The sequence below is a fragment of the Anaerotaenia torta genome (assembly GCF_050433395.1).
Taxonomy (GTDB): domain Bacteria; phylum Bacillota; class Clostridia; order Lachnospirales; family Lachnospiraceae; genus Mobilitalea; species Mobilitalea torta.
The window spans coordinates 259,074-280,271 of the sequence record NZ_JBNPXH010000004.1; the positions used below are offsets into that span (position 1 = coordinate 259,074).

Below are 21,198 nucleotides of genomic sequence, written 5' to 3' on the forward strand. Positions count from 1 at the left end.
TTATGGTTAGCTTTCCCTGTTCACCAGCATCGCAATCAGCTGACGCAAGAATTCGTTCTGACGTTGGAGGCTTGCAAACGCCTCCATTGCCCGGTCAGAGATGCGGGCTACTTCCCTGCCTGCGGTATCCGGATCCATAAAGGATATATAAGTGGTCTTCTCATTCTTCTCATCACTGTGCACGGGTTTTCCCAGCTTTGCGGCACTGCTGGTTACATCCAGGATATCATCCCGGATCTGGAAGGCCAGGCCGATATCCCCGGCGATCTGCTCTATCCGGTCAATCTCCTCCCGGGAGGCTCCGGCCAGAATTGCCCCGATCATCATGGCTGCTTCCACAAGGGCTCCCGTCTTTAGACGATACATATGATCTAAATGGTTGCGTGAGGTCTCCTTCGGAGCCTCTTCCATATCAATTACCTGCCCTCCGATCATGCCATAGATGCCGGCCTTGGCCGCCAGCACCCGGAGTGCCTCCGCCCTCCGCCTGTATTGTACCGCCGCAGCGGCCGGCTCGTCCGCAATGTCATCAAAGGACTTCACAGCTGTTTCAAAGGCATAATTCAGCAGGCCATCCCCTGCCAGAATGCCCATCGCCTCTCCGTATCTTACATGGGTTGTCTCTCTTCCTCTGCGGTAATCATCATTATCCATGGCGGGAAGGTCATCGTGTACCAGGGAATAGGTGTGTATCATCTCAATGGCAGCCATGAACGGCCCGATAACGGGACGCTTGCTGTGTCCGTTATACTCTTCTTCCGCCGGTGCCTGTGCCTCCCCGCTAAACAGCCGGTAGGTCTCATGCATAAGAATTGGCCTCAGACGCTTTCCGCCTGCCATCAGACTGTAATTCATAGCCTCCATGATCTGCTTCTGGTATCCTTCTTCCCTTGGTGCATAATACCCCAGAATATCCTCAACCTGCTTCACTCTTTGCTTCAATTCCTGATCAAAGTTCATTGGCTTCTCCATTTTCGCTTAAAATCATCAACTGTTTCTCCACCCTGTCGATGGAATCGTTACAGGTTTTTAAAAGCTGCATTCCTTTCTGATATAAAGCAAAGGAATCCTCCAGGGTGATCTCCGGTTTCTCCAATTCCTCGAGAACATGGTTCAATTCCTCAAAGTTTTCTTCCAGCTTCCTCTCGTTATTCTCCATTGTTTCCTCCATCTATAAAAACTTATGTAAAGTATTCTTCCTCATACCAGCCGCTCTTTTTCCAGCAGATCTTCCGCTCTGGCCAGGATATCTCCGTCCAGAAGAGAAATCGTCAATCGATCCTGCTTCTTCACCTTATGAATGCTTGTAACCGGCTTATTGTCCTCACCCGCAATCAAGGCATAGCCCTTACTGAGCTTTGACAGGGGGGAAAGCCCTTCCAACCGTGCAATCAGCAGCTCCAGCCGGTACCGTCTGTCCCTCAGCTTTCCGGTCATTCCCTGCCGCAGTTTCTGCTCCGCATCCATCAGATATTGTCTCTTCTGCTTAATCTGATAGGCGGGGCTTGCGTAGAAGAGACGCAGCCTCAGCTGATCGGTTCTGCTCCTGGCCGCCTTCAGCTTCTGGGTAAGCTCTCTTGCCAGCTTCCTGCCGTATTCTCTAAGGGTGTCCTGAAAAAGCTGATAATCATTGACAGCCAGTTCAGCTCCGGCGGAAGGAGTCGGTGCCCGGAGATCAGAAACAAAATCCGCTATGGTAATATCCGTCTCATGCCCCACGGCTGAAATGATTGGCGTATTGCAGCGATAGATCGCCCTTGCAACCAGCTCTTCGTTAAAGGCCCACAAATCCTCGATGGAGCCGCCGCCCCGGCCTACAATAATGGTATCCACCCCAAGTCTGTCCAGTACCGCAATTCCTCTTGCAACACTCTCGGCTGCTCCCTGTCCCTGTACCTGAGCGGGATACAGCACCAGCTGTACGTAAGGGTTGCGCCTTTTTGATATATTTACAATATCCTGGATCGCAGCTCCCGTGGAGGCTGTTACAATGCCTACCTTCCTGGGATAGGGGGGGATCGGCTTCTTGTGCTCCCTGTCGAACAGCCCTTCCTCCTCCAATTGTCTCTTCAGCCTTTCAAACTTCTCATACAGCATTCCCTGCCCGTCCAGGACAATCCCGGTGGCATAAAGCTGGTATTTACCATCCCGCTCGTACACATTGATGCTGCCGGATGCAATAACGCTCTGCCCTTCCTCCAGGCGGAAGTTAAGGCCCCTGCGCTGTCCGGCAAACATTACACAAGCCAATTGCCCCTGGGCATCCTTCAATGTGAAATAGATATGCCCGGAGGTGTGGTATTTGCAATTGGATACCTCGCCTTTTATCTGAATAAAGCTCAGTATCTTATCTCTCATAAACAAATTCTTAATGTACTGATTGATCTCAGTAACAGAGTATGCCTGTCCCATATATCCTCCAATATCCTGATCTATGCCAGCTTGGCAAGCACTCCGTTAATAAAGCCCGGCGAATCGTCACCGCCGAATTTCTTGCCCAGCTCCACGGCCTCATTAATGGCAACCTTATCCGGAATCTCCTCGTCAAAGCGCAGCTCATACACCGCCAGCCTGAGAATGGTCAGATCCACCTTGCCCATACGGTTCAGCTTCCAGCCGCTGGAGGCCTCGGATAAAATGCCGTCAATCTCCCCCAGCTTTCCTATCACTGCCTGGAAGCGTGAGGTCAGATATCCATATTCCTCCACAGTAGGCTCTTCCAGCTCGGAGATGTATAATTCAGTCTGCTCATTTAATTCATTTTCCTCATGAAAATCCTTACGGAATAACATCAGAAAAATGTGTTCTCTAATCTCTCTTCTTGTCACAATATTTCCTCCTGATTTGCTACCGCTATCTTCAGCAAAATTCTGCGTCTATGAATAGACAACGAGTGGTACGCCATGCGAACCACTCTTATGTCCACAACGAGTGATACACCATGCGAACCACTCTTATGTTTAACAACGATCGACATACTTCACAAGCCGCTCTCATGTTCACAGCGGGGTTTTACTCTTTTACGATGTTCACACCGGCAATGCGGATATTGACCTCACTTACCTGCAAGCCGGTCATATTCTCTATCGCCATCTTTACCTTCTCCTGCACCTGCTTCGCAGTCTCAGGAATGCCATATCCATAATCCAGGGTTAATGCCATATCCACCGCTACCGCATCCGGGCTCACCATTACCTTAACTCCCTTGGACAGGTTTTTATATCCCAGCTTTCCTGCAAGCTCATTGGTAACATTTCCGGAGGTTGCCGATACACCCTTCACCTCTGTGGCCGCTAGGGCTGCAATGGTTGCTACCACCTCGTCCGCTATCTGTACCTCACCGACTTTGCCGTTTTCCTGTATTGTGTATGTGTTTTTACTTTCCAGTTCTTTATTCACAATCATTACCTCCTCAGAGCATTTCATAATTTACATTTCGTTATCTTTGTGTTATTTATTTCTTAGAGTTATTATACCAATACTGCTAATGGATGTAAACATTCATTTTAAAAGCTTCCGGACTTCTTACACTATAAGCATTTACATGTTGTTTACATATTATAACAGTCTTGATAAATATTGGTATCAAAAGAGGGCCTCCGCACATTAGCAGAAGCCCCACTTTTCAGCTGTCGGATATTTATTCCTGTTACTCAGAAAATACAACCGGATCAATATCAATATTTTCAACGGAAACCCCCGTTTCATCCTTTACAATTGACTCGATGATTGCAAGCTGCTGGTCGGTTAAGGATTCTGAATTAACCACCACATCCACCGCGCCATCGTTCATGAACACGATGGAATCAGCAAAGCCCTTTGCTTCCAGCTTCATCTCCGCCTTCTTCTCCTTCGCCATGATATCGGTGAACTCCATCATGCCGTCCAGCGCAGTCTGCTTCTGTTCCTCCGATAATTCCTTACTGTTAATGATATCCATGTAATAGCTTCTGATTTTCGCCCGCAGCTGTTCCCTTTCAAACTTATTGGTTATGAAATAGCTGGAATCGATCTGGCTGGCTGCATTGGCAAGAACCGCTTCTCCCGGAACCCCTTCCTCCAGGTTAAGCTCGCCATTATCGGTTACATCCTTGGCATTGGCCAGTATATCCTCATCAGAGATATCTCCCAGTTCATCCGATTCCAAGGCGCTATTGGTATCAATGGCCTCGTCATTCTCATCATCCCCTGTGGTTTCTGCCGCCTTATCCGCCGCATCGGCATCATCCAGCACAGTGTCATCCTTATCGTCCGTCGTTTTGTCACCGGTCACCCCGGTGGTGCCGGTTTCCGTTACCAGATCCATCCCGTCTAAAGCCGTGAATTCTTCATAGTCGCCGGAACCTGTGGCATCGGTCTGCAGCGTACCTTTCTTGTCGGCCGTATCATCATTGGTAAAGCTCAGATAGCCGGCAATTACGATCATAATGGCTAACGCCGTGATTATGATGTGATTCTTTTTAAATATATTTTTCATTTTAGACCTCCTGATCATTTGATACCATCCTTCATTTTCATTACTTTAACCTTATGCGCAGGTACGTTAAATAATACCTCCACCGCTTCCATAATGTCCATTTTGATCGCGGGATTATCTCCGCCCTCCGCAATCACAACGACACCCTCTATCTCCGGTTCAAGTTCCTGTAATATGTAAGGCACTGAATTTCCGTTCTCGTTTGTAACCAGAACAGTACTCTCTTCCCGTCTGGCACTATTGTCTATTCTGCTTCCGCCCTCCCCGTCATCTTCGTTTAAGCTTTCCTGTGTAGAAGAACTATCCTTTAGTGGAATCCGTTCCTGGGTACCCTTTACAGTAATCATAACCTCTACCTCTCCGACGCCGGATACTTTTCTCAGGACTGCCTTTAACTTATTTTCCTTTTCTGATATATAGGTATTCCAGGCATAGCTTGTCGTATTCGTATCATTTTGCTGGATCTGGGCTTTCTCTTTCTCTTCGTCTTTATCCTGAGCACGAAATATACCAAATACGCTTGGAAATGACAAAAAAATGATTAATATGCCCGCCATGAACAGCATGATTAATCTCGGTAGGCCTATTTGTTTCAGGGATATCTTCTTCTTTTCCTCCATAACGGCTCCATTCTCTAAGATATTCCCCCGTGACTTCTAATCATTCCATGATGAAATCGAAGTGTCTTTGACGCTTTCATCATTCTATAGTAATATTTATATTAACCTGTTCCATATTATAGAAGTCCGAGAGTCTATTTTTTATATTAATTTCCAACGGGGAGGGCGGTTTTTTGGCTTTTTCCTGCTCGCCAATGCTGATTGGTGAAATCTCGATCTGGTCAATCGCAAGACGGCCTGTATTGCCTTCCTCTTCCTCCTTTTCCTTTCTTGCAGTAATGCTCATTTCCATGATCTCTCCGAAGGTAGGGCTGGTGGGTTCCCGGTCTATGGTGATATCCGCCTTAAGCAGCTTTACCTTCTCCTCCGCCAGTATCCCTTCTATCTGCTGCCGAATTCTTTCCTTGTATTCGGCAAAGATGGCATCCGTCTGTGTTTCCTCCATACGGCGCAAATCGCTCTTGAATTCCGAAGCTTCTACTGCAAAATCATTCGCCTGCAGGTAATAATCCAGCATGTCCCCCAGATCCATATAATTCATCAGCGGTGACAGTATAATCAGCACCAGAATCATACCGGATACGATGCCCACATATTTTTTATAGCTTTTGTCGCCCAGCAGGTTCATGATAATCGTATTCAGCATCATGTACACAACGATGTTTCTTATCCATTGATAAATGGTTGCCATGCTTCCCTCCTTTTTTACAGCATGCTCCCGGTGGTAACCGCAACGATGGTGATGGACAGCAGGAAGAGAGCCGTTCCGACAAAGATTGCCTGGAGCAGCATTGCCGCCGATTTGCCCGAGGCACTGATGCATTCGATGAACCGTTTATCCGAAACCGGCTGCAGAACCGCACTGCCCACCTTATAGACCGCCGCCACCACCAGCAGCTTCAAAAATGGTACGGCTGCAATGATGATCAGCACGACCAATCCGGCAACTCCGATTGCATTTTTCAACAGCACCCCCGCACCCAGGAGGGTCTCTGTCACTCCTCCCAGAGCATCACCGATCCCGGGAATGGCTTCCGTTGCTCTGATCACAGCGGAACGCTTCACCTGGTCAATCACGGGTGCAATGAGTCCCTGGATGGCATTGACGCCGATTACAGCCGCCAACAGACTTTTCAGCATCCAGCTGACCGCCGTGGCGATTAATTCCGCCAGCTTGGACAGGATGTCCTCCTTGGATAGATTATTGGCCAGCACAATAACAAGGTAAAAATTAATCATGGGAATAATCAGCCTGATTAAAATAAAATCCACCAGCGTGATCAGCATCAGGGCTGTTTCATAATATACCATGGAGGTTGCGGAACCCGTGGTAAATGCAACGGACATGAAATAGGTCGGTACCAGGGCCTTCATGAAATCCAGAATGGAATGGATCGTCGTCGACGCGATCTGGGAAGCCGTAATAAAGGTACTGATCAGCAGTGCAAACAACAGAAGGTAGGTAACATAATATCCGGTTTCAGACACCTGATTGTTTTTAAAGGCAAGGGACAGGTTTGTAAAAAGAGCGGCGATCAAAGCGATGGTGATTAAGCTTCCAAAAGTAGAAAGATTTGCTTTCACCTCCCCTTTCACCCCTGTGAGAATTTCGTTGACAATTGCCGATAGGGAGAAGGGCGCTTCTCCCTTGATCAGTTTATTTACATAGGCTCCGAAATCAAATTGGTTTCCTTTGCCCATAATATCCTTAATAACCTCCTGGATTTCCGTATAATCCATGTCGTCAGCCGGGTCGCCCGGCATGGAACTGCCATAACCGGTTCCATCTGTCAGGGAGGAGGAGAGGTTCACCTTTACCGGTGCCGATGCTTCTGCTCTTTCTGTCTCCCCCAGGAATAACAGAACTGCTATCAGCAGAAGCTTTACCGCTGTTTTTATTATTGCTATGTACCTCTTTTTATCATACATACAAATAACCATGCCTTTCTCGTTATAAGCCGCTTTTCTGCTAAGCTGTCAGCAGGTTGTCCAAAGTATCCAGGATGGCAAGCATAATCGGCATACTGATTGCCAGAATTGTGAGCTTTCCCACCAATTCAATCTGCTCCGCAATCGCCTGGTAGCCTGAGTCTTTGCAGAGGGAGGAAGATATCTCCGTCACATAGGTAATTCCGATAATTTTAATCAGTATGGTAACGTAGGATTTATTCATCTGGATGTAATTCTGAAGCTGGTCAATGGTATCAAAGATGATCTCCAGCTTGCTGATGCCCCAGAGCAGAATCAGAATACTGGTGCCGATACTGATGTAAAGCGAATATTCTTCCTTCCCTTTTTTAAAAAGAATTGCCAGTACAACGGCTGCCAATCCCACTACAGCAATCCGAATCATTTAAGAAATCCTCCATTCTGACACCCCCATGAAGCATGGGGCTCGTCCGCATCGTTCCGGACAAAAAGATCTTCTCCCTTCGGGAGGCTATACCACCTGGAAGAGCTGCTGTATGGTAACAAATAGTTCCGTTATGTGAGGCAGCAGCCATAGCAATACAAGCACAAGCCCCGCCAGACTGGTAAGAAAGGCCAGATCATCCCTGCCCGATTGTTTCAATATCTGATTTAATATGGAAACCATGATTCCAACCAATGCTATCCTTAAAATAAAATAGATGTCCATATGCCTCTCCAACCCAGCGCACAGCGCTGTTTTTTATTAGCCTATGATAAGCCTCCGCTATATCATAACAATCGAAATAAAAACCCCTGCCATAATTCCAAGGCTGTTGTAGAGGTAGGAGCGCTCCTTTACTGTTCTCGTGAGTTCCCCTATCTCCTCCTCCAGTTGTGACAGATACAGCTCAAAGGTATTCATCTGCATATCCTTATCCAGGTATCCCAGGTTTTCACCAAAGGATATCAGAGCCAACCTGTCCTTTTTGGAAAGAGAGGTTTTTACCAGCTCCTGCTCCACTGCATTTTTCCAAATCTCCGTGAAGGTCTGTCCCGATAGTTCCATCAATCTGGCGCTGGTCCTGCAGAAGAAAGAACGGAAGCTGCCCCGGTATCTTCCCGCAATTGCACTGATCGCCTCGGGGAGCGGAGTATTCCCATACCGGATATCTCCCTTCAGAAGTCCGATTAATTTCTTCAGCTCCTTTAAATCCTCGATCCGGCTCTTCATCTCACTGCTGAAGTAGAAGCCAATTCCGGCAGAGGATAATATCACCATAACACAACCAATTCCCTTCATAATGTTCATACCTGTTTATGTCCATGCCCCGCCCCACACAAATCGCCATGAAAGTGCTGGCATGGACTCGGCCCCCCTTCCATCTATATATTCCATTTCTTTCAATCTTGTCCTCCCTTCCCATGCTCTATGACCTGCCGCAATCCTCATATGGCACAGAAGATCGACCTCCGCCGTATTTTCTCCCTTTCATGAATGATACAGCTGCTTCCAATCCACATCGTAGACCTCTTCCAGCTGTCCGATTCCTTTGACATTGCTTAATATGAGATAACGTTCAAATAACCGCTTCTCCAGCAGCTTTCCCAATACCGGCTTGTTTCTCACATCTTCAATAGAGCTTCCATGAACCGTTGCAATCAGCTTGCAGCCGCAGCCGATTACGTAATCCACCGCCTCCAGCTCCTCCCTGGAGCCCAGCTCATCCACCGCGATAACCTGGGGCGACATGGAGCGGATCAGCATCAGCATTCCCTTGGCCTTGGGGCAGCAATCCAGAATATCCGTCCGTATTCCCAGCTCATTCTGCGGCGTCCCCATATAGCAGGCACCGATCTCCGAACGTTCATCCACTACTCCGACGCTGATTCCCGGCAGCAGACTGCTGCCGTTGGACAATTGCCGGATGATGTCCCTCAGGAGGGTTGTCTTACCGCATCGCGGCGGCGAGATAATCAGAGTATGGTAGATTCCCTGCATCTGACGGTCAATTACATAGGGCAGAACCCGGTCCGCACAGCCTCTGACCTGATGCGCCAGGCGGATATTAATGAAGGAAATATGCTTCATTGTCTTGATCATATCGTCTTCTACGATAATCTTGCCTGCAATCCCGATACGGTGTCCCCCGTTTATAGTAATGAAGCCCTGCCGGATCTCCTCCTCAAAGGCGTACAACGAGTAGTTGCTGATGTATTCCATGGTCTCCCGGATCTCATTCCTGGTAACCAGAATTGCTCCTGCGGGGCTGTCCGCTAATTTGGCCTCCTCGGTGATAAAAGCCTCCTTATTGCAATAGATGACCAAAAGCGGTCCATTGATGCGAAGCCGAATTTCCTGAAGCCGTTCAAAATTAATGCTCAGCTTGCCGAATACCGTACGCAGCTTCAGAGATAATATCTTCAACAGCTCGTCTTTTGCGCCCATCATCCTTCCCCTCCTTTCGCCTCCGGCCGGTAAGCCGCAAGTAACATACGGCTTATCCACCTTCCGCTTAAAACAAGATATTCCCAGGAACATAAAAATATGCAACCCATCCGTAAGGAATTTATTTTTACTTCTTCCTTAAGAAATGAGTTGCATATTAGTGTTATTATTCTCTGAGTCATCTAATAACCCAGCTGTTTTCCTACAAGGATTACCTTGATTCTATCCTTCATCAATTGCCCCCGGATCATGATAAAGTCCTGCAATCCACACAATAACCCGTTCTGTTATAACGCCTTCTGCTCACGAATGCTTCCCTCGATCTTTGCTATCTGTCTGACCAGCTTATTGTCCGGGAATCTCTCCCTTGCATACTTCGTGATCTGAAAGACGATACCCGCCGGAAACATCTGCTGGTTTAACAACACCAAAAAAGATAAGAAGGCCTCTGCCAGCCCTATGACCAGATATAGGACATGAAGAAAGCCCACCATCCTGATCATCATGCACTGTACAATGATCCATATTACCAATGCCCCGCTAAAAACACCGCTTATATAACCCTGATACTTAAACTTTAATAAAATGGCCGCGGATGCAAATAAACTCCCGATACCGACCACGGCAAAAAGAATGATTCCCGGTATCAGGTAATTGCTAAAGGGGGAATTCTGCAATGTATCCGCAGGCAATCCGGCGGGTCCCTTCGGATTAAGGATCGCCATCATCCCTCCTCCTATCGCACCAACTCCTACAAAAGCATGCATTATCATCAATATACGGTATATTTTTTTCATTCTCCCCTCCATATTCTCTCTTACAAGATAAGTTAAAAATAATTTTATTGTAATAGTAACCCATCCCATAGTAAAATGCAATAAACTTTCTGTAGAAATTATTGATGCAGATACCCAAGCCCCATCCTCTGCCTATTACCGGCCAGGGTTATTTAAAAACTTGTTTACGATAGCGATAAACATCCCCGCCTAATGTACTTTCGTAGTAAAACTCCTCAAATCCATGTTCTAACAACACATCCTGGGAGCTATTCTTCCTGTCATCCTCACCGGGGCAGTCCAATATATAGCCGCCGTTTTTCGTCACTCTGGTCAATTCAGCCAGCTCATTCTCATAATCATCGCCAACCACATGGCCTGACATCACAATATCGAATGAATTATCCGGGTATGGAAGCGCATCTGCTCTCCCATCCACAACTGTGACGTTTTTTATTTTATCAGAGGCTATTTTATCCCGCAGGTATTCACGCAGCGTATCCACCGGTTCGCTGGCATATACATGGCTTGCCTTTTCTGCTGCAGCAAAGGCGAGACGGCCCGACCCGCTTCCCACATCAAGCGCTACCTTACCGGTAAAATCCGCCAGCTCAAGCAACCTCTCCTTGCTCCAGGCATAAATGAAATTACAGCTGGTATCCATGATTTCGGGATAGCAATACACGACAAAATCCTCAAAGGTCTGCAAGACAAATACTTCTGATTTCCGAACATCGGCCTCCCTCATCTCAAAAGGGACATTGGCTGTCACTTCATCCACAACAGGTTTACATTCCGGGCATTTATGTACAAAATACCATTTGACTGCCGGATTATTCCGCAGCGCAATTCCCAAATGTGTTTTCAGCTCTTCCCAACTCCGGGCTTCGTTGCACACATACTGAATATGAAATCTCTCCATAAGTAAAAAGCTATTAAATGAAAATTCATTTGCGTCAATCCAATTTAACGACATACTTCCTCCAGGTTTACTGATAGGGATCCCCTATACCATTATCTAAATGCAAATAAACCATATCATATCCTTCCCGTATAGATAAAGATAAAAAACAGCTATAAATATATTATCCGCATATTTCCCGAAAAATGATTTGCATATTAGTGTCATCTATATTATTCTGTTTATTAAGCATTCGACATAGCGAAATATGAATTGTTTAAGATATGGGTTATTCAGAATATCAGCTGTTCAAGATATCGGATATTTACAGGATAGATGGAAATAGAAAGGATGAGACGATGAGATACGGTTTAATCGGAGAGAAGTTAGGACATAGCTACTCCAAGCTAATTCATGAGCGGATTGCGGAATATACCTATGATTTAATTCCTTTATCGAAAGAAGAATTTGCAGACTTTATGGAACGGAAGGATTTTACCGCAATTAACGTGACCATTCCCTACAAGCAGGCTGTCATTCCTTATCTGGATGAGCTGGACCCCCTGGCCAGGGAAATCGGTGCCGTGAATACCATTGTAAAACGCGGCGGGCGCTATATCGGATATAATACTGATTTCTTCGGCTTTCAGTATATGCTGGAATATTATAATATTGCAATAAACAACAGGAAATGCCTCGTTTTAGGCAGCGGAGGCACTTCCCGCACCGTTCGCGCGGTGCTGCGTCATCTCGGCGCATCCCAGGTACTGGCGGTGAGCCGCCAGCGCGCGGAAGACACCATCTCCTATGAGGACTGCCTGCAGAACCATCCTGACGCTCAGGTCATTGTTAATACCACCCCCCTGGGAATGTATCCAAAGACAGAGGCATCTCCCATTGATCTGGTCCCTTTCACACAGTGTACGGCTGTTGCGGATGCCATCTTTAATCCATTGGAAACCAGACTCACCATGCAGGCGAAAGAGCTGGGAATGAAGGGCGTGACCGGTCTCATTATGCTGGTTGCTCAAGCAAAGCAGGCAATCGAATATTTTCTGGATCAGAAGCTGGAGGATTCTGTAATCGAGGATACCTATCGTTATCTGCTGGAAGCCTTGAAGCTTCAATAAAGTTCTTTCCCAATAGAACTCTCCTCACTGTTGCCCGTCCCCGGCTGCAGACTGCTTTTCCAACCACATATCATAAAGCGTATGGATATCCTCTGCAAATTCCTGATCGGTCTGTGTCTCTCCTTTATTAATCTCCTCCAGAATCGTAAAGGAGAAGGAATTTGCCCCGTACTGTTTCCATTCCGAATTCATTCCCGGTTCCGGACATAAATTGGTGGAAACAAAAAACTCAAACTTATTCTTCTGTCCGGCCAGGTCTTGTGTTGATTTGATCCACTTACGACCATTGCCGCTGCATTCAATGCAATACACTCCGCCGGTTACCAGACGGGTTTTATACTGCTCTTTTCTATCTTTTTTTGAAAATTGTTCCATAAAAACCTTCCCTTCTTCCAAATCGCCCACCATCAGGGCTGCAAATCTTAAAATAGCGCAAATCCTTGGAAATCCTAAAATCCCCCTGAATTTGCGCTATTTCTGAAATGCCGCTTAATCACACACGCTTCATATACTCGCCGGATCTGGTGTCAATCTGAATCTTGTCGCCCTGCTCAACGAATAAAGGAACATATACGGTAGCTCCTGTCTCAACCACTGCAGGCTTGTTGGCACCCGTTGCGGTATCGCCCTTAAAGCCCGGCTCGGTATCGGTGATCACCAGTTCTACAAATAACGGAGGTTCGATGGCAAATACATGTCCGCCATGGGAAAGCATCTTAACCATCTCATTCTCTTTTACGAATTTTAAAGCATCGCCTACAGCATCCTCATTCATAGCGATCTGATCAAAGGTCTCTACATTCATGAAATGGAAAAGCTCTCCATCGGAATATAAATACTGCATGTCACTTCTCTCGATATGCGCCTGGGGGTATTTCTCCGTAGGGCGGAAGGTCTTCTCAATTACGCCGCTGCTTTTAATATTCTTTAATTTCGTTCTTACAAATGCTGCGCCTTTTCCCGGTTTTACATGCTGAAATTCAATAATCTGATATACATTATTGTCCATCTCTATTGTCAGACCGTTTCTAAAATCGCCTGCTGAAATCATATACAAAACTCCTCCTTAAAATTGACTACTCTTTAGTCTATAATAACCCGGACTAATTTGCAACATTTTTTTTCGGCTGCACCCTACAATTCGATTAATTTTTTCTCAGAGAAGGTAAAGTTCTCATGCCCGTCCTGGGTAACCACAACCAGATCTTCAATTCTTACCCCGCCAAAGCCCTTAATATAGATGCCCGGCTCTACTGTCTCTGTCATACCGGCCTCAATGATATCCTCCTCCAGCATGGATAATCTGGGATTCTCATGGATGTACAAGCCTACGCTGTGACCAAGGCCGTGTCCGAAGCACCCCTCATATCCGGCCTGGTATATGATATCCCTGGCAATCTTATCCACTTCCTTGCCCTTCACACCTGCCCTGATGTAATCCAGAGCAGCCAGCTGGGCCTTCAGAACGGTATTGTATACCTCCTTCTGCTTTTCGGAAGCCTTTCCGATTACAATGGTTCTGGTCATATCGGAACAATATCCTTCATATACACAGCCGAAATCCATGGTAAGGAAATCGCCGGCCTCTACCTTCTTAGCCGAGGGCACCGCATGAGGCATGGAGGAGTTCACACCGGAGGCTACAATTGCCGGAAAACTGCACCCCGAAGCCCCCTTCACCTTCAGCAGATACTCAATCCTGGCCGCTATCTCCAGTTCTGTCATTCCGGGCTTGATATAATCTAATATTTCCGTAAATACCATATCGCCGATGGCTTCCGCCTTCTTAATCCATTCCAGTTCCCTGGGGGTCTTAATCCGGCGCAATGCAGTTACCTCACTGCCAACCGGAACCATCTCCTGTACCTTCAGCTTCTCCTTCAAGCGGGTATAATCCGCAAACAGCATATCCTCCGCCTCAAAGCCCAGCCTTTTAACTCCCTCTGCCTGCAGAACCTCATTCAGAGTCTCCCCATACCCGCCGTTTCCGATGGTTATGACTTCATAGCCCTCCGCCTCAAGCTCCGCCTGTATGGTGTACCGGAAATCCGTAATAACCGCGTGTCTGCTCCCGGAGATATAGAGATATCCCGTCTCTCCTGCAAACCCGCTGATATAGCGCATATTGTTGCCATTGGAAATCAATATCGCATCAAGAGAAAGCCTCTGTAATATTTCCTGTACTTTTTTATAGTTGTCCATCTTCTCTACCTGTCCCTTCCTGAGTTTATTTTTTAATTTATGATTAAGGCTCGCCGTACATCCTGTCACTTCCTGATCATGTACTGCTATACCTGTTCACCGCTCATAGCAAGAATTGCATCAATTGCCAGTAAATATCCCTGAAGTCCCAACCCTGCAATCTGACCCGTGCATACCGGCGCCGTGACGGAGGTGTGACGGAACTCTTCTCTCTGATGGATATTGGAGATATGTACCTCAATCTTCGGTACCGTAAAAACCGCCAAAGCATCGCGGATGGCATAGCTGTAGTGGGTATAGGCACCGGGATTAATCACGATCCCATCTACTTTGTCATGATAGGCCTTCTGTAAACGGTCAATGATCTCACCTTCCTTGTTGCTTTGAAAGGTTTCTAAATCAATTCCTCTTGCCCCGGCCTTCTCTTCCAGCAGATTCAGCAGATCATAATAGTCCTGCGTCCCGTAGATTCCTTTTTCCCGGATTCCCAGAAAGTTTAAATTCGGTCCATTGACCACCAATATTCTCATCCCTTACTCTTGCCTCCATTCCCGTTTCCCTTTATCATGGTTGTACAGTTCCCGTATCAGTTCGGCAATCTCATCCGCTGATTTGCCGTCGGTCACAATAACGGCATGGGCCGCTCTTTCATAAAAGGGCATCCGGCTGACCAGCATCCTCTCGACCCGCTGATCCAAATTCTCGCCCTGGAGCAGCGGTCTGGTCATATCACCCCTCAGACGTTGCAGGGTAGTCTCCTTCGATGCCTTCAGATATACCACAAAGCCCATTTCCCTTAAAAGCGCGGCGTTCTGTTCCCTAAGCGGCAGTCCTCCTCCTGTGGCCAGCACCGTCCGGTCCGCTCCCGGCAGCAGCTCTTTCAACAGCTCCGTCTCCAGGTTACGGAAATATTCCTCTCCGCGAGCGGCAAAGATATGGCTGACCGTATCTTTTTCTCTCTGCTCAAGCACAGCATCCGTATCCAGGAAATGATACGACAGGCGCTTGGACAGCCTTACCCCAACGCTTGTCTTTCCGCAGCCCATATATCCGATTAATATTATATTCTGCCTCATAGTCTCTCCTGCGTTGATTCTGCCCGCTGCTATTCCTGTTTTACTTTTCCGTTTTTTACATCTCTTTGATAGAAATAAAGCACAATCCGCTCCAGCTTTCTCTTTAATACAATCTGGATCTCCTCCTTCGGATGAATCGGTTTTACAAGATAGGTCATCATTCCCACCCTGTTCGCACCATATACATCGGTAAAGAGCTGATCCCCCACAAATACGGTATTATCAATCCGGGTCCCCATCAGCTTGACGGCCCGGATATAATTCTTCATGGAGGGCTTCCTCGCTTTATGGATATAGTTTGCACCGATCCTCTCATTAAAACGCCGAACCCTTTCTTCGCTGTTATTGGAGATCAGACAGATCTGGAAACCAATTTTCTTAAGCCGTTTCAATAATTGTACCGCACGCTCGCTGGCATCTGCTCCGTGTTCCACCAAAGTATTGTCTATATCAAATAAAATCCCGCGATAACCTTCCTCGTATAGTTTCTCATATTCAATATCATAAGATGACGGCGCTAATCTCTTCGGATAAAATCTGCGAAGCATAAGGACCTCCCATATTCATACTGTACTCTGTTTACTGTTGCTGATTATTTTATGCTGTTTTCCGATATTCTAGTCCTGATACCGATGACATTAGTTCATGAACATAGAATACGCCTTCATTATAGCAATCACGAAATAATTTCACAAGCTAAATCTGCTTCCTGCTCACAATCCGAATCAATTCTTCGTCCCTGATCCGGGAATTCCGGTCCACCAGAGGAAAGTCCATTCGCTTATAGGTCCACACTGCCCTGCCAATTCCATACTCCATCAGAATATCGCATACATCCTTATGCCAGCGGAGATTGCTTTCCATGGGCGCATGGACAATTACCCCATATTCCCCGCAATAGAGGGGGGCATTGCGCTCCTTCATGAACTCCAACGCAGGCTGGAGATATCTGCGGATCTCCTCCTTTCCAATTCTCTCCTCAAAGTCCAGTTGTCTCCGGAACTCTGCTGACAGCTGTCTGTATTTCTGATAATCCTCCTCGCCGGAAGGGTAGGGCACAGCAAAATCCAATTCCCTCATAGGCGGCTCCCAGCCGGCCTTCTGATGGGTAAAGATATGGGGCTCATAAAAATGAAAGGTATAGACCAGCCTCTCATCCTGAACAGGCTCCAGCTCCTTCAGGGTATTCACACTGTTGTAGCGGTTTCCTCCTACAATAATGATCCTTTCCTTATCAATTTCACGGATGGTCTCCACGGTCCGTCTGCTCAAATGGTTCCAGCGCAGAGAATCCGGCTCCACAATCTCATTTAACAGCTCAAACACCACATTGCCGCCATATCTCCGGTAACGTTCGGCAAAGGTTCTCCAAAGAGACAAGAACCGTTCCTGAAGCTCCCCGTCTTCAAAAAGCCGGTTCTCCTTCAACGAATGAAAGGCATAGCCCGGCGCACGGTGAAGATCCAGAATAATATTCATCCCTCTTTCCTCACACCATCGGATACACCGGTCTATATAGGCAAATCCCTCCTCCTTATATTGAAAGGGCTTTCCGTCATCTTCCAGCACGGTATAATCAATGGGCAATCTGACATGATCCATTCCCCAGGATGCAATCTGCTCCAGATCTTCTTCCCGGATAAAGGTATCAAAATGTTCCTTCGTCCCCTCTTTGAACTGGGATATCCATCCCCCTAAATTGACACCTGCCCGGTATCCCTCCATTATATTACACATCCCTTTCCTCTCCTTTCTTTTCTTGTGTCTGGCCTCATGCAAAAAACAAACCGGATACCATCTTATATAGTACCCGGGTTCATCCTTCCTTCTCCCGAAAATTGCTTTACTGAAGATCCGAAGTACAATGAGGACATTTCGTTGCCTTGATATTAATCTCCGACATACAATGGGGACACTGCTTTACCGTAGGGGCTGCAGCCGGCTCCGGCTTCTTCAGTTTATTCATCCATTTCACCATGATGAACACAACGAATGCCATAATCAGAAAATTAAGCACACCGGAAAGGAAGGTACCGTAGTTGATGGTAGCTGCTCCCTTCTCCTTCGCCTCCGCCAGAGTCTCATAGTGCACACCATTCAATGAAATAAATAAATTATTAAAGTCAATTCTCTTCGTAAGCAAAGTCAGAAGCGGCATAATAACGTCATTGACAAGGGAGTTGACAATACCGCTGAAGGCACCTCCGATAATAATACCGACTGCCAGATCAATCATGTTTCCTTTTAGGGCAAATTGTTTAAATTCCTTCAACATTTTTTTCATTCTGAATTTCATCCTCTTTCTGTATTTTTGCAATATGGTTAAATCGCCACCGGCTGTCTTCTGCGGAAGATAACCTCCTCAAATCCCATTCTTCTGATCAAATCCCTGGCATATGCATTTCCTGCTGCCAGATCGCCACAGACATGGGCATCCGAACCAATGGTGACCCTCCTTCCGCCGCATTCCTTATACAGCTTCAGAAGCTCCTCATCCGGCAAGGCGGCGGACAAGCCCTTCCGCAGGGACGAGGTGTTGATCTCAGGCACAATCCCCCGCTCAACCATTCTCCCAAGGATTTTCTCCAGCTTGGAGATATCATATACCAGCTCACTGTAATAGCGCTTTGGAAAGTCCATATGTCCCAGGCAGTCAAAATGGCCGTAGGACACTGTCTCATAGACCATATCCCAATACCAGCCGTAATACTGCTTCGCAGAGTACAGCTTGCGTACCTCCTGTCCCGGAAACATATCATTCACCCAGTGAATACTTCCGATAATCATATCATAAGGGTATTGGGAAATACTCTGCAGCTCTTCGGGATATAAATGCGGCTCCGAGAACTCTATTCCTGCCAGCAGCACCAGCTGCTCCCCAAACTCCTTCTTCACCTGATTAAATTCCTCAAAGAAAAGCGGGGCATCATAACGGCCATAGCCATCATCCTTCTGATTATAATCCGCATGATCTGTAAAGCAGATAAAATCAACTCCTTCCGCGATTGCCTTCCTGCAGTATTCCTCCATTGTCACACTGGAATCCACGGATATGTGGGTATGGACGTGTAAATCTGCTTTCATAACCCTCCCCTTCCTTCGTACTGTTTCTTAAATTATAAAAATATTATAGCATATTCGATAAAAAACGCAAGTTAAGGATAAGTTTCAAAAAAACGGATGAAGTTTATCTTCATCCGCCTTTTTTCATCATATTAGACAAGTATCTCGATCATCCTTGGTTTCTCACTTCCCGAATAGAAGCTTTCACGCAATAGATCAAGATTTGCCGTTGTAATGACACCATTCGCTTCAACCGTTATATCATAATTACCGAAGAACAGACGTGCTGCACAGGTTCCGCTTGAACCGGTAACAAGCTCCGCATCGCTGTGCCACTCACGGTGAATCAGGTCATACAAGGCATTGTAGACCGGCTTTATTTTAAGGTCTTCTGTCACAACACCCGCCGGAGCATCTAACCAGCGGTGGTCCGTAAAGTCAAACCATGACAAAGCTTCCGTTGCAGGATGGCTAAAAACAAGAGTATAAAAATTGCGTGCAAATTCTGCCTGGGAATACAGGTCTTCCTCCGTTTCACTCCACTGATTCCTGGCCCCTGCTCCGTAATTTGTTACCCCAATGGGTTTGCCGCTGCAGATAGAATTCTCCGGGAAATGAATCGGCCAGCCAAACTCACTTGCCCGATCCATGATTCTCATGGTCTCTTCCTCACTCCAGCGATCCACATGCTGATGGCTTTGTATTCCCAGGATATCAATATCAACATCATTTTCACGAATTTCACGAAGGAAATCATAATATTCCTCCACATGAACATTCCAATCACCATAGAGCAGTCTTGCGTCAGGTTGAAAGGATCGGACAAGCTTTGTTGCAAACTTCATCATATTAATTGGGCCCATCTTTTCGACCCAACGTGACACCGGATTGTCGAAACGGTTATTCACCGTCGTTTCATTGACCACATCAATAAAATCAAAATCCTCGCCATAGTTTTTCATAAGATAAGAAATTCGTTCCGTATACAGCTTTGTTATATCATCGTCAAAGGTAACCCAATCCGGACATAATTCATGCCAGACCAAAGCATGTAATTTTCGTTTCAGATTGTTTTTCTTTGCCCATTTAATCAGATTGCCCGTATATGGTTCATTAAATTCACCACGCTTTGGCTCATACCAACTCCAGTGGTATGGAACCATAGTGTAATTAAATAGCTTTACAAACTCCTTTGTAAAAAGATCGTTCTTCTCTTTCGTCTCATAGGTGCCATATTTATAGCATACCGCACCAAATAAGAATTGGTGATTTTTCATACGGATAGCGACATTAGCATTTTCCACCGGTCTGCCATCTTTTAAAACCCGCACTTCCACATCAGTTTGACGTATTTGCTTAATTCGACGCTGCGCTTCTCTTATTATCTCGCTCATTTTGACTCCTTTATTCTATATTTGAGTAAACGTTTACACATTGCTTACTTGTATTATACTAGAATCTCCTCCTATTTTCAATGAGAATCTTATGACAACGGGTTAAGCGGTTGAATATAAGAACCAAGGGATTCTGCCATCCGAGCAGAACCCCTCCCTGTTTTTCCTTTTACCTATACGGATTTGCAAAGCGGCAATAAATCCTCCAGCCTGGCAGTTGCCAGACACTCCACCGTGTCCGAAGCTCCGTAATAGATCTTCACTTCATCATTATCCTCCAATATCATTCCGCCCGGAAAGATTACATTGGTGCGAAACCCTTCTTCCACTTCATACAGAGTCTCCGGTGCAATCAAGGGTTCCTTATATAAACCGATGACCTTGGAAGGGTCCTCCAAATCAAGGAGCATAATTCCTCCGCAGTAGCGCTTCTGCCACTTTGCTTCCCAGCCATTCTTTCCCCTGGTCCGGTCAATATCGACGGAATGGAATAAGGTCAGCCATCCCTTATCCGTCTTAACCGGCGGTGCGCCGGGTCCAATCTTATCATTGGCATAGGGAACATCCTCCACCCCAAGCAGCAGCCGGGTGTCTCCCCAATATCTCATATCCTCCGAAAAGGAGATCCACATATCAAAACGATCCACTCCTCCTCTGGAGTATACCGGAAACGGACGCTCCAGGCGTACATAGCGGCCGCCTACCTTCTCCGGAAAGAGTACCATATTCCGGTTATCCGGCGCTGTAAGGGTGAGAATCTCGATGGTGCTCAAATCCTCCGTCCTTGCGATACCGCCGCGAACACCATGCCTGGTATCTACCGCAAAGCAAAGATAGCACACATCGTCTATCACGGTAAGCCTTGGGTCATAGACCTTTGTCACATCGGGATCGTTTAAATCCTCCTTGGTAATGAACGGCTTCTCTTGGACCTTCCAGTCAATTCCGTTTTCACTGAAGGCCAGTCCAATCATGCAATCACCGAAGGCTCCCGCCCCATCAAAGTTGTAATCATTGCGGAAGGCCATAACATATTGGCCGCGATATTTTGTAACTCCTGCATTAAAGATGCAATCCGCCTCATAAGGGATGTCCTTTTTGCTAAGCACCGGCTCCCCTCCGTTATATCTGTATATGACATCGCTGGATGTCAAAATCGGCAGCATTCTTCCCATTCTATTTTCCTCCTTGCCTATTCTTAT

Annotated in this window: 27 protein-coding genes; 1 reads left to right on the plus strand and 26 read right to left on the minus strand. The window is 46.5% G+C overall.

The window, feature by feature from the left end:
- Nucleotides 1–6: 6 nt before the first annotated feature.
- The 15 genes from HNQ56_RS09140 to HNQ56_RS09210 form a co-directional block, all read right to left on the minus strand.
- Nucleotides 7–960 (minus strand): polyprenyl synthetase family protein, encoded by a 954-nt coding sequence (locus HNQ56_RS09140; RefSeq protein WP_429144842.1) that lies wholly within the window; start codon nt 958–960, stop codon nt 7–9.
- Entirely contained in the window at nt 950–1,159 is a 210-nt protein-coding gene (xseB, locus tag HNQ56_RS09145) for an exodeoxyribonuclease VII small subunit (protein WP_429144846.1), read from the minus strand. Before xseB ends, HNQ56_RS09140 begins: the two co-directional genes overlap by 11 nt.
- 41 nt (nt 1,160–1,200) lie before the next feature.
- Nucleotides 1,201–2,412 (minus strand): exodeoxyribonuclease VII large subunit, encoded by a 1,212-nt coding sequence (gene xseA, locus HNQ56_RS09150; protein ID WP_429144848.1) that lies wholly within the window; start codon nt 2,410–2,412, stop codon nt 1,201–1,203.
- A 20-nt stretch (nt 2,413–2,432) separates the two neighbouring features.
- A complete protein-coding gene (gene nusB, locus HNQ56_RS09155) occupies nt 2,433–2,828 on the minus strand; it encodes a transcription antitermination factor NusB (protein ID WP_429144850.1) in 396 nt (131 codons plus the stop codon).
- A gap of 184 nt (nt 2,829–3,012) precedes the next feature.
- Nucleotides 3,013–3,405 carry an Asp23/Gls24 family envelope stress response protein gene (locus HNQ56_RS09160; protein ID WP_429144851.1) on the minus strand — a complete coding sequence of 131 codons (393 nt, stop codon included), beginning with the start codon at nt 3,403–3,405 and terminating at the stop codon, nt 3,013–3,015.
- Between the two features lie 244 nt (nt 3,406–3,649).
- Nucleotides 3,650–4,477, minus strand: a complete 828-nt coding sequence (locus HNQ56_RS09165; protein ID WP_429144853.1) for a SpoIIIAH-like family protein — start codon at nt 4,475–4,477, stop codon at nt 3,650–3,652.
- 14 nt (nt 4,478–4,491) lie between these two features.
- Entirely contained in the window at nt 4,492–5,097 is a 606-nt protein-coding gene (locus HNQ56_RS09170; RefSeq protein ID WP_429144855.1) for a stage III sporulation protein AG, read from the minus strand.
- 79 nt (nt 5,098–5,176) lie between these two features.
- On the minus strand, nt 5,177–5,788 hold the full coding sequence (locus tag HNQ56_RS09175) for a stage III sporulation protein AF (protein ID WP_429144857.1): 612 nt from the start codon (nt 5,786–5,788) through the stop codon (nt 5,177–5,179).
- A 14-nt stretch (nt 5,789–5,802) separates the two neighbouring features.
- Nucleotides 5,803–7,026, minus strand: a complete 1,224-nt coding sequence (locus HNQ56_RS09180; protein WP_429144859.1) for a stage III sporulation protein AE — start codon at nt 7,024–7,026, stop codon at nt 5,803–5,805.
- Nucleotides 7,027–7,066: 40 nt separating this feature from the next.
- Complete coding sequence (locus HNQ56_RS09185) at nt 7,067–7,450, minus strand: SpoIIIAC/SpoIIIAD family protein (protein ID WP_429144861.1); 384 nt, start codon at nt 7,448–7,450, stop codon at nt 7,067–7,069.
- Between the two features lie 87 nt (nt 7,451–7,537).
- Nucleotides 7,538–7,735, minus strand: coding sequence for a stage III sporulation protein AC (gene spoIIIAC, locus HNQ56_RS09190; protein WP_429144863.1), 198 nt, complete (start codon nt 7,733–7,735; stop codon nt 7,538–7,540).
- A gap of 57 nt (nt 7,736–7,792) precedes the next feature.
- Nucleotides 7,793–8,308, minus strand: a complete 516-nt coding sequence (locus tag HNQ56_RS09195) for a stage III sporulation protein AB (protein WP_429144865.1) — start codon at nt 8,306–8,308, stop codon at nt 7,793–7,795.
- A 189-nt stretch (nt 8,309–8,497) separates the two neighbouring features.
- Nucleotides 8,498–9,454 (minus strand): stage III sporulation protein AA, encoded by a 957-nt coding sequence (gene spoIIIAA / locus HNQ56_RS09200; protein ID WP_429145004.1) that lies wholly within the window; start codon nt 9,452–9,454, stop codon nt 8,498–8,500.
- Between the two features lie 287 nt (nt 9,455–9,741).
- The gene (locus tag HNQ56_RS09205) at nt 9,742–10,251 is read right to left on the minus strand and encodes a hypothetical protein (RefSeq protein ID WP_429144867.1); all 510 of its coding nucleotides are present in this window, start codon (nt 10,249–10,251) and stop codon (nt 9,742–9,744) included.
- A 148-nt stretch (nt 10,252–10,399) separates the two neighbouring features.
- Nucleotides 10,400–11,152 carry a class I SAM-dependent methyltransferase gene (locus HNQ56_RS09210; protein WP_429144869.1) on the minus strand — a complete coding sequence of 251 codons (753 nt, stop codon included), beginning with the start codon at nt 11,150–11,152 and terminating at the stop codon, nt 10,400–10,402.
- 263 nt (nt 11,153–11,415) lie between these two features.
- Here HNQ56_RS09210 and HNQ56_RS09215 point away from each other — a divergent pair, with 263 nt between their 5' ends.
- Nucleotides 11,416–12,261 (plus strand): shikimate dehydrogenase family protein, encoded by an 846-nt coding sequence (locus HNQ56_RS09215; protein ID WP_429144871.1) that lies wholly within the window; start codon nt 11,416–11,418, stop codon nt 12,259–12,261.
- A 24-nt stretch (nt 12,262–12,285) separates the two neighbouring features.
- Here the strand turns inward: HNQ56_RS09215 and HNQ56_RS09220 are convergent, their stop codons facing one another.
- The 11 genes from HNQ56_RS09220 to HNQ56_RS09270 form a co-directional block, all read right to left on the minus strand.
- Complete coding sequence (locus HNQ56_RS09220; protein ID WP_429144873.1) at nt 12,286–12,636, minus strand: GIY-YIG nuclease family protein; 351 nt, start codon at nt 12,634–12,636, stop codon at nt 12,286–12,288.
- 118 nt (nt 12,637–12,754) lie between these two features.
- A complete protein-coding gene (gene efp / locus HNQ56_RS09225; protein WP_429144875.1) occupies nt 12,755–13,312 on the minus strand; it encodes an elongation factor P in 558 nt (185 codons plus the stop codon).
- Nucleotides 13,313–13,395: 83 nt separating this feature from the next.
- Nucleotides 13,396–14,463: a M24 family metallopeptidase gene (locus HNQ56_RS09230; RefSeq protein ID WP_429144877.1), complete on the minus strand. Its 1,068-nt coding sequence runs from the start codon at nt 14,461–14,463 to the stop codon at nt 13,396–13,398.
- Nucleotides 14,464–14,549: 86 nt separating this feature from the next.
- On the minus strand, nt 14,550–14,993 hold the full coding sequence (gene aroQ / locus HNQ56_RS09235) for a type II 3-dehydroquinate dehydratase (protein WP_429144879.1): 444 nt from the start codon (nt 14,991–14,993) through the stop codon (nt 14,550–14,552).
- Nucleotides 14,994–14,996: 3 nt separating this feature from the next.
- Complete coding sequence (locus tag HNQ56_RS09240) at nt 14,997–15,539, minus strand: shikimate kinase (protein WP_429144881.1); 543 nt, start codon at nt 15,537–15,539, stop codon at nt 14,997–14,999.
- 29 nt (nt 15,540–15,568) lie between these two features.
- Nucleotides 15,569–16,087 (minus strand): YqeG family HAD IIIA-type phosphatase, encoded by a 519-nt coding sequence (locus HNQ56_RS09245; RefSeq protein ID WP_429144883.1) that lies wholly within the window; start codon nt 16,085–16,087, stop codon nt 15,569–15,571.
- 148 nt (nt 16,088–16,235) lie between these two features.
- Complete coding sequence (locus tag HNQ56_RS09250) at nt 16,236–17,276, minus strand: glycoside hydrolase family 5 protein (RefSeq protein WP_429144885.1); 1,041 nt, start codon at nt 17,274–17,276, stop codon at nt 16,236–16,238.
- A gap of 106 nt (nt 17,277–17,382) precedes the next feature.
- The gene (gene mscL, locus HNQ56_RS09255) at nt 17,383–17,823 is read right to left on the minus strand and encodes a large conductance mechanosensitive channel protein MscL (RefSeq protein WP_429144887.1); all 441 of its coding nucleotides are present in this window, start codon (nt 17,821–17,823) and stop codon (nt 17,383–17,385) included.
- A gap of 38 nt (nt 17,824–17,861) precedes the next feature.
- Nucleotides 17,862–18,623, minus strand: coding sequence for a histidinol-phosphatase HisJ family protein (locus HNQ56_RS09260; protein ID WP_429144888.1), 762 nt, complete (start codon nt 18,621–18,623; stop codon nt 17,862–17,864).
- A gap of 131 nt (nt 18,624–18,754) precedes the next feature.
- Nucleotides 18,755–19,996 carry an endo-1,4-beta-xylanase gene (locus HNQ56_RS09265; RefSeq protein WP_429144890.1) on the minus strand — a complete coding sequence of 414 codons (1,242 nt, stop codon included), beginning with the start codon at nt 19,994–19,996 and terminating at the stop codon, nt 18,755–18,757.
- Nucleotides 19,997–20,169: 173 nt separating this feature from the next.
- On the minus strand, nt 20,170–21,171 hold the full coding sequence (locus tag HNQ56_RS09270; RefSeq protein ID WP_429144892.1) for a glycoside hydrolase family 130 protein: 1,002 nt from the start codon (nt 21,169–21,171) through the stop codon (nt 20,170–20,172).
- Nucleotides 21,172–21,198 lie beyond the last annotated feature (27 nt).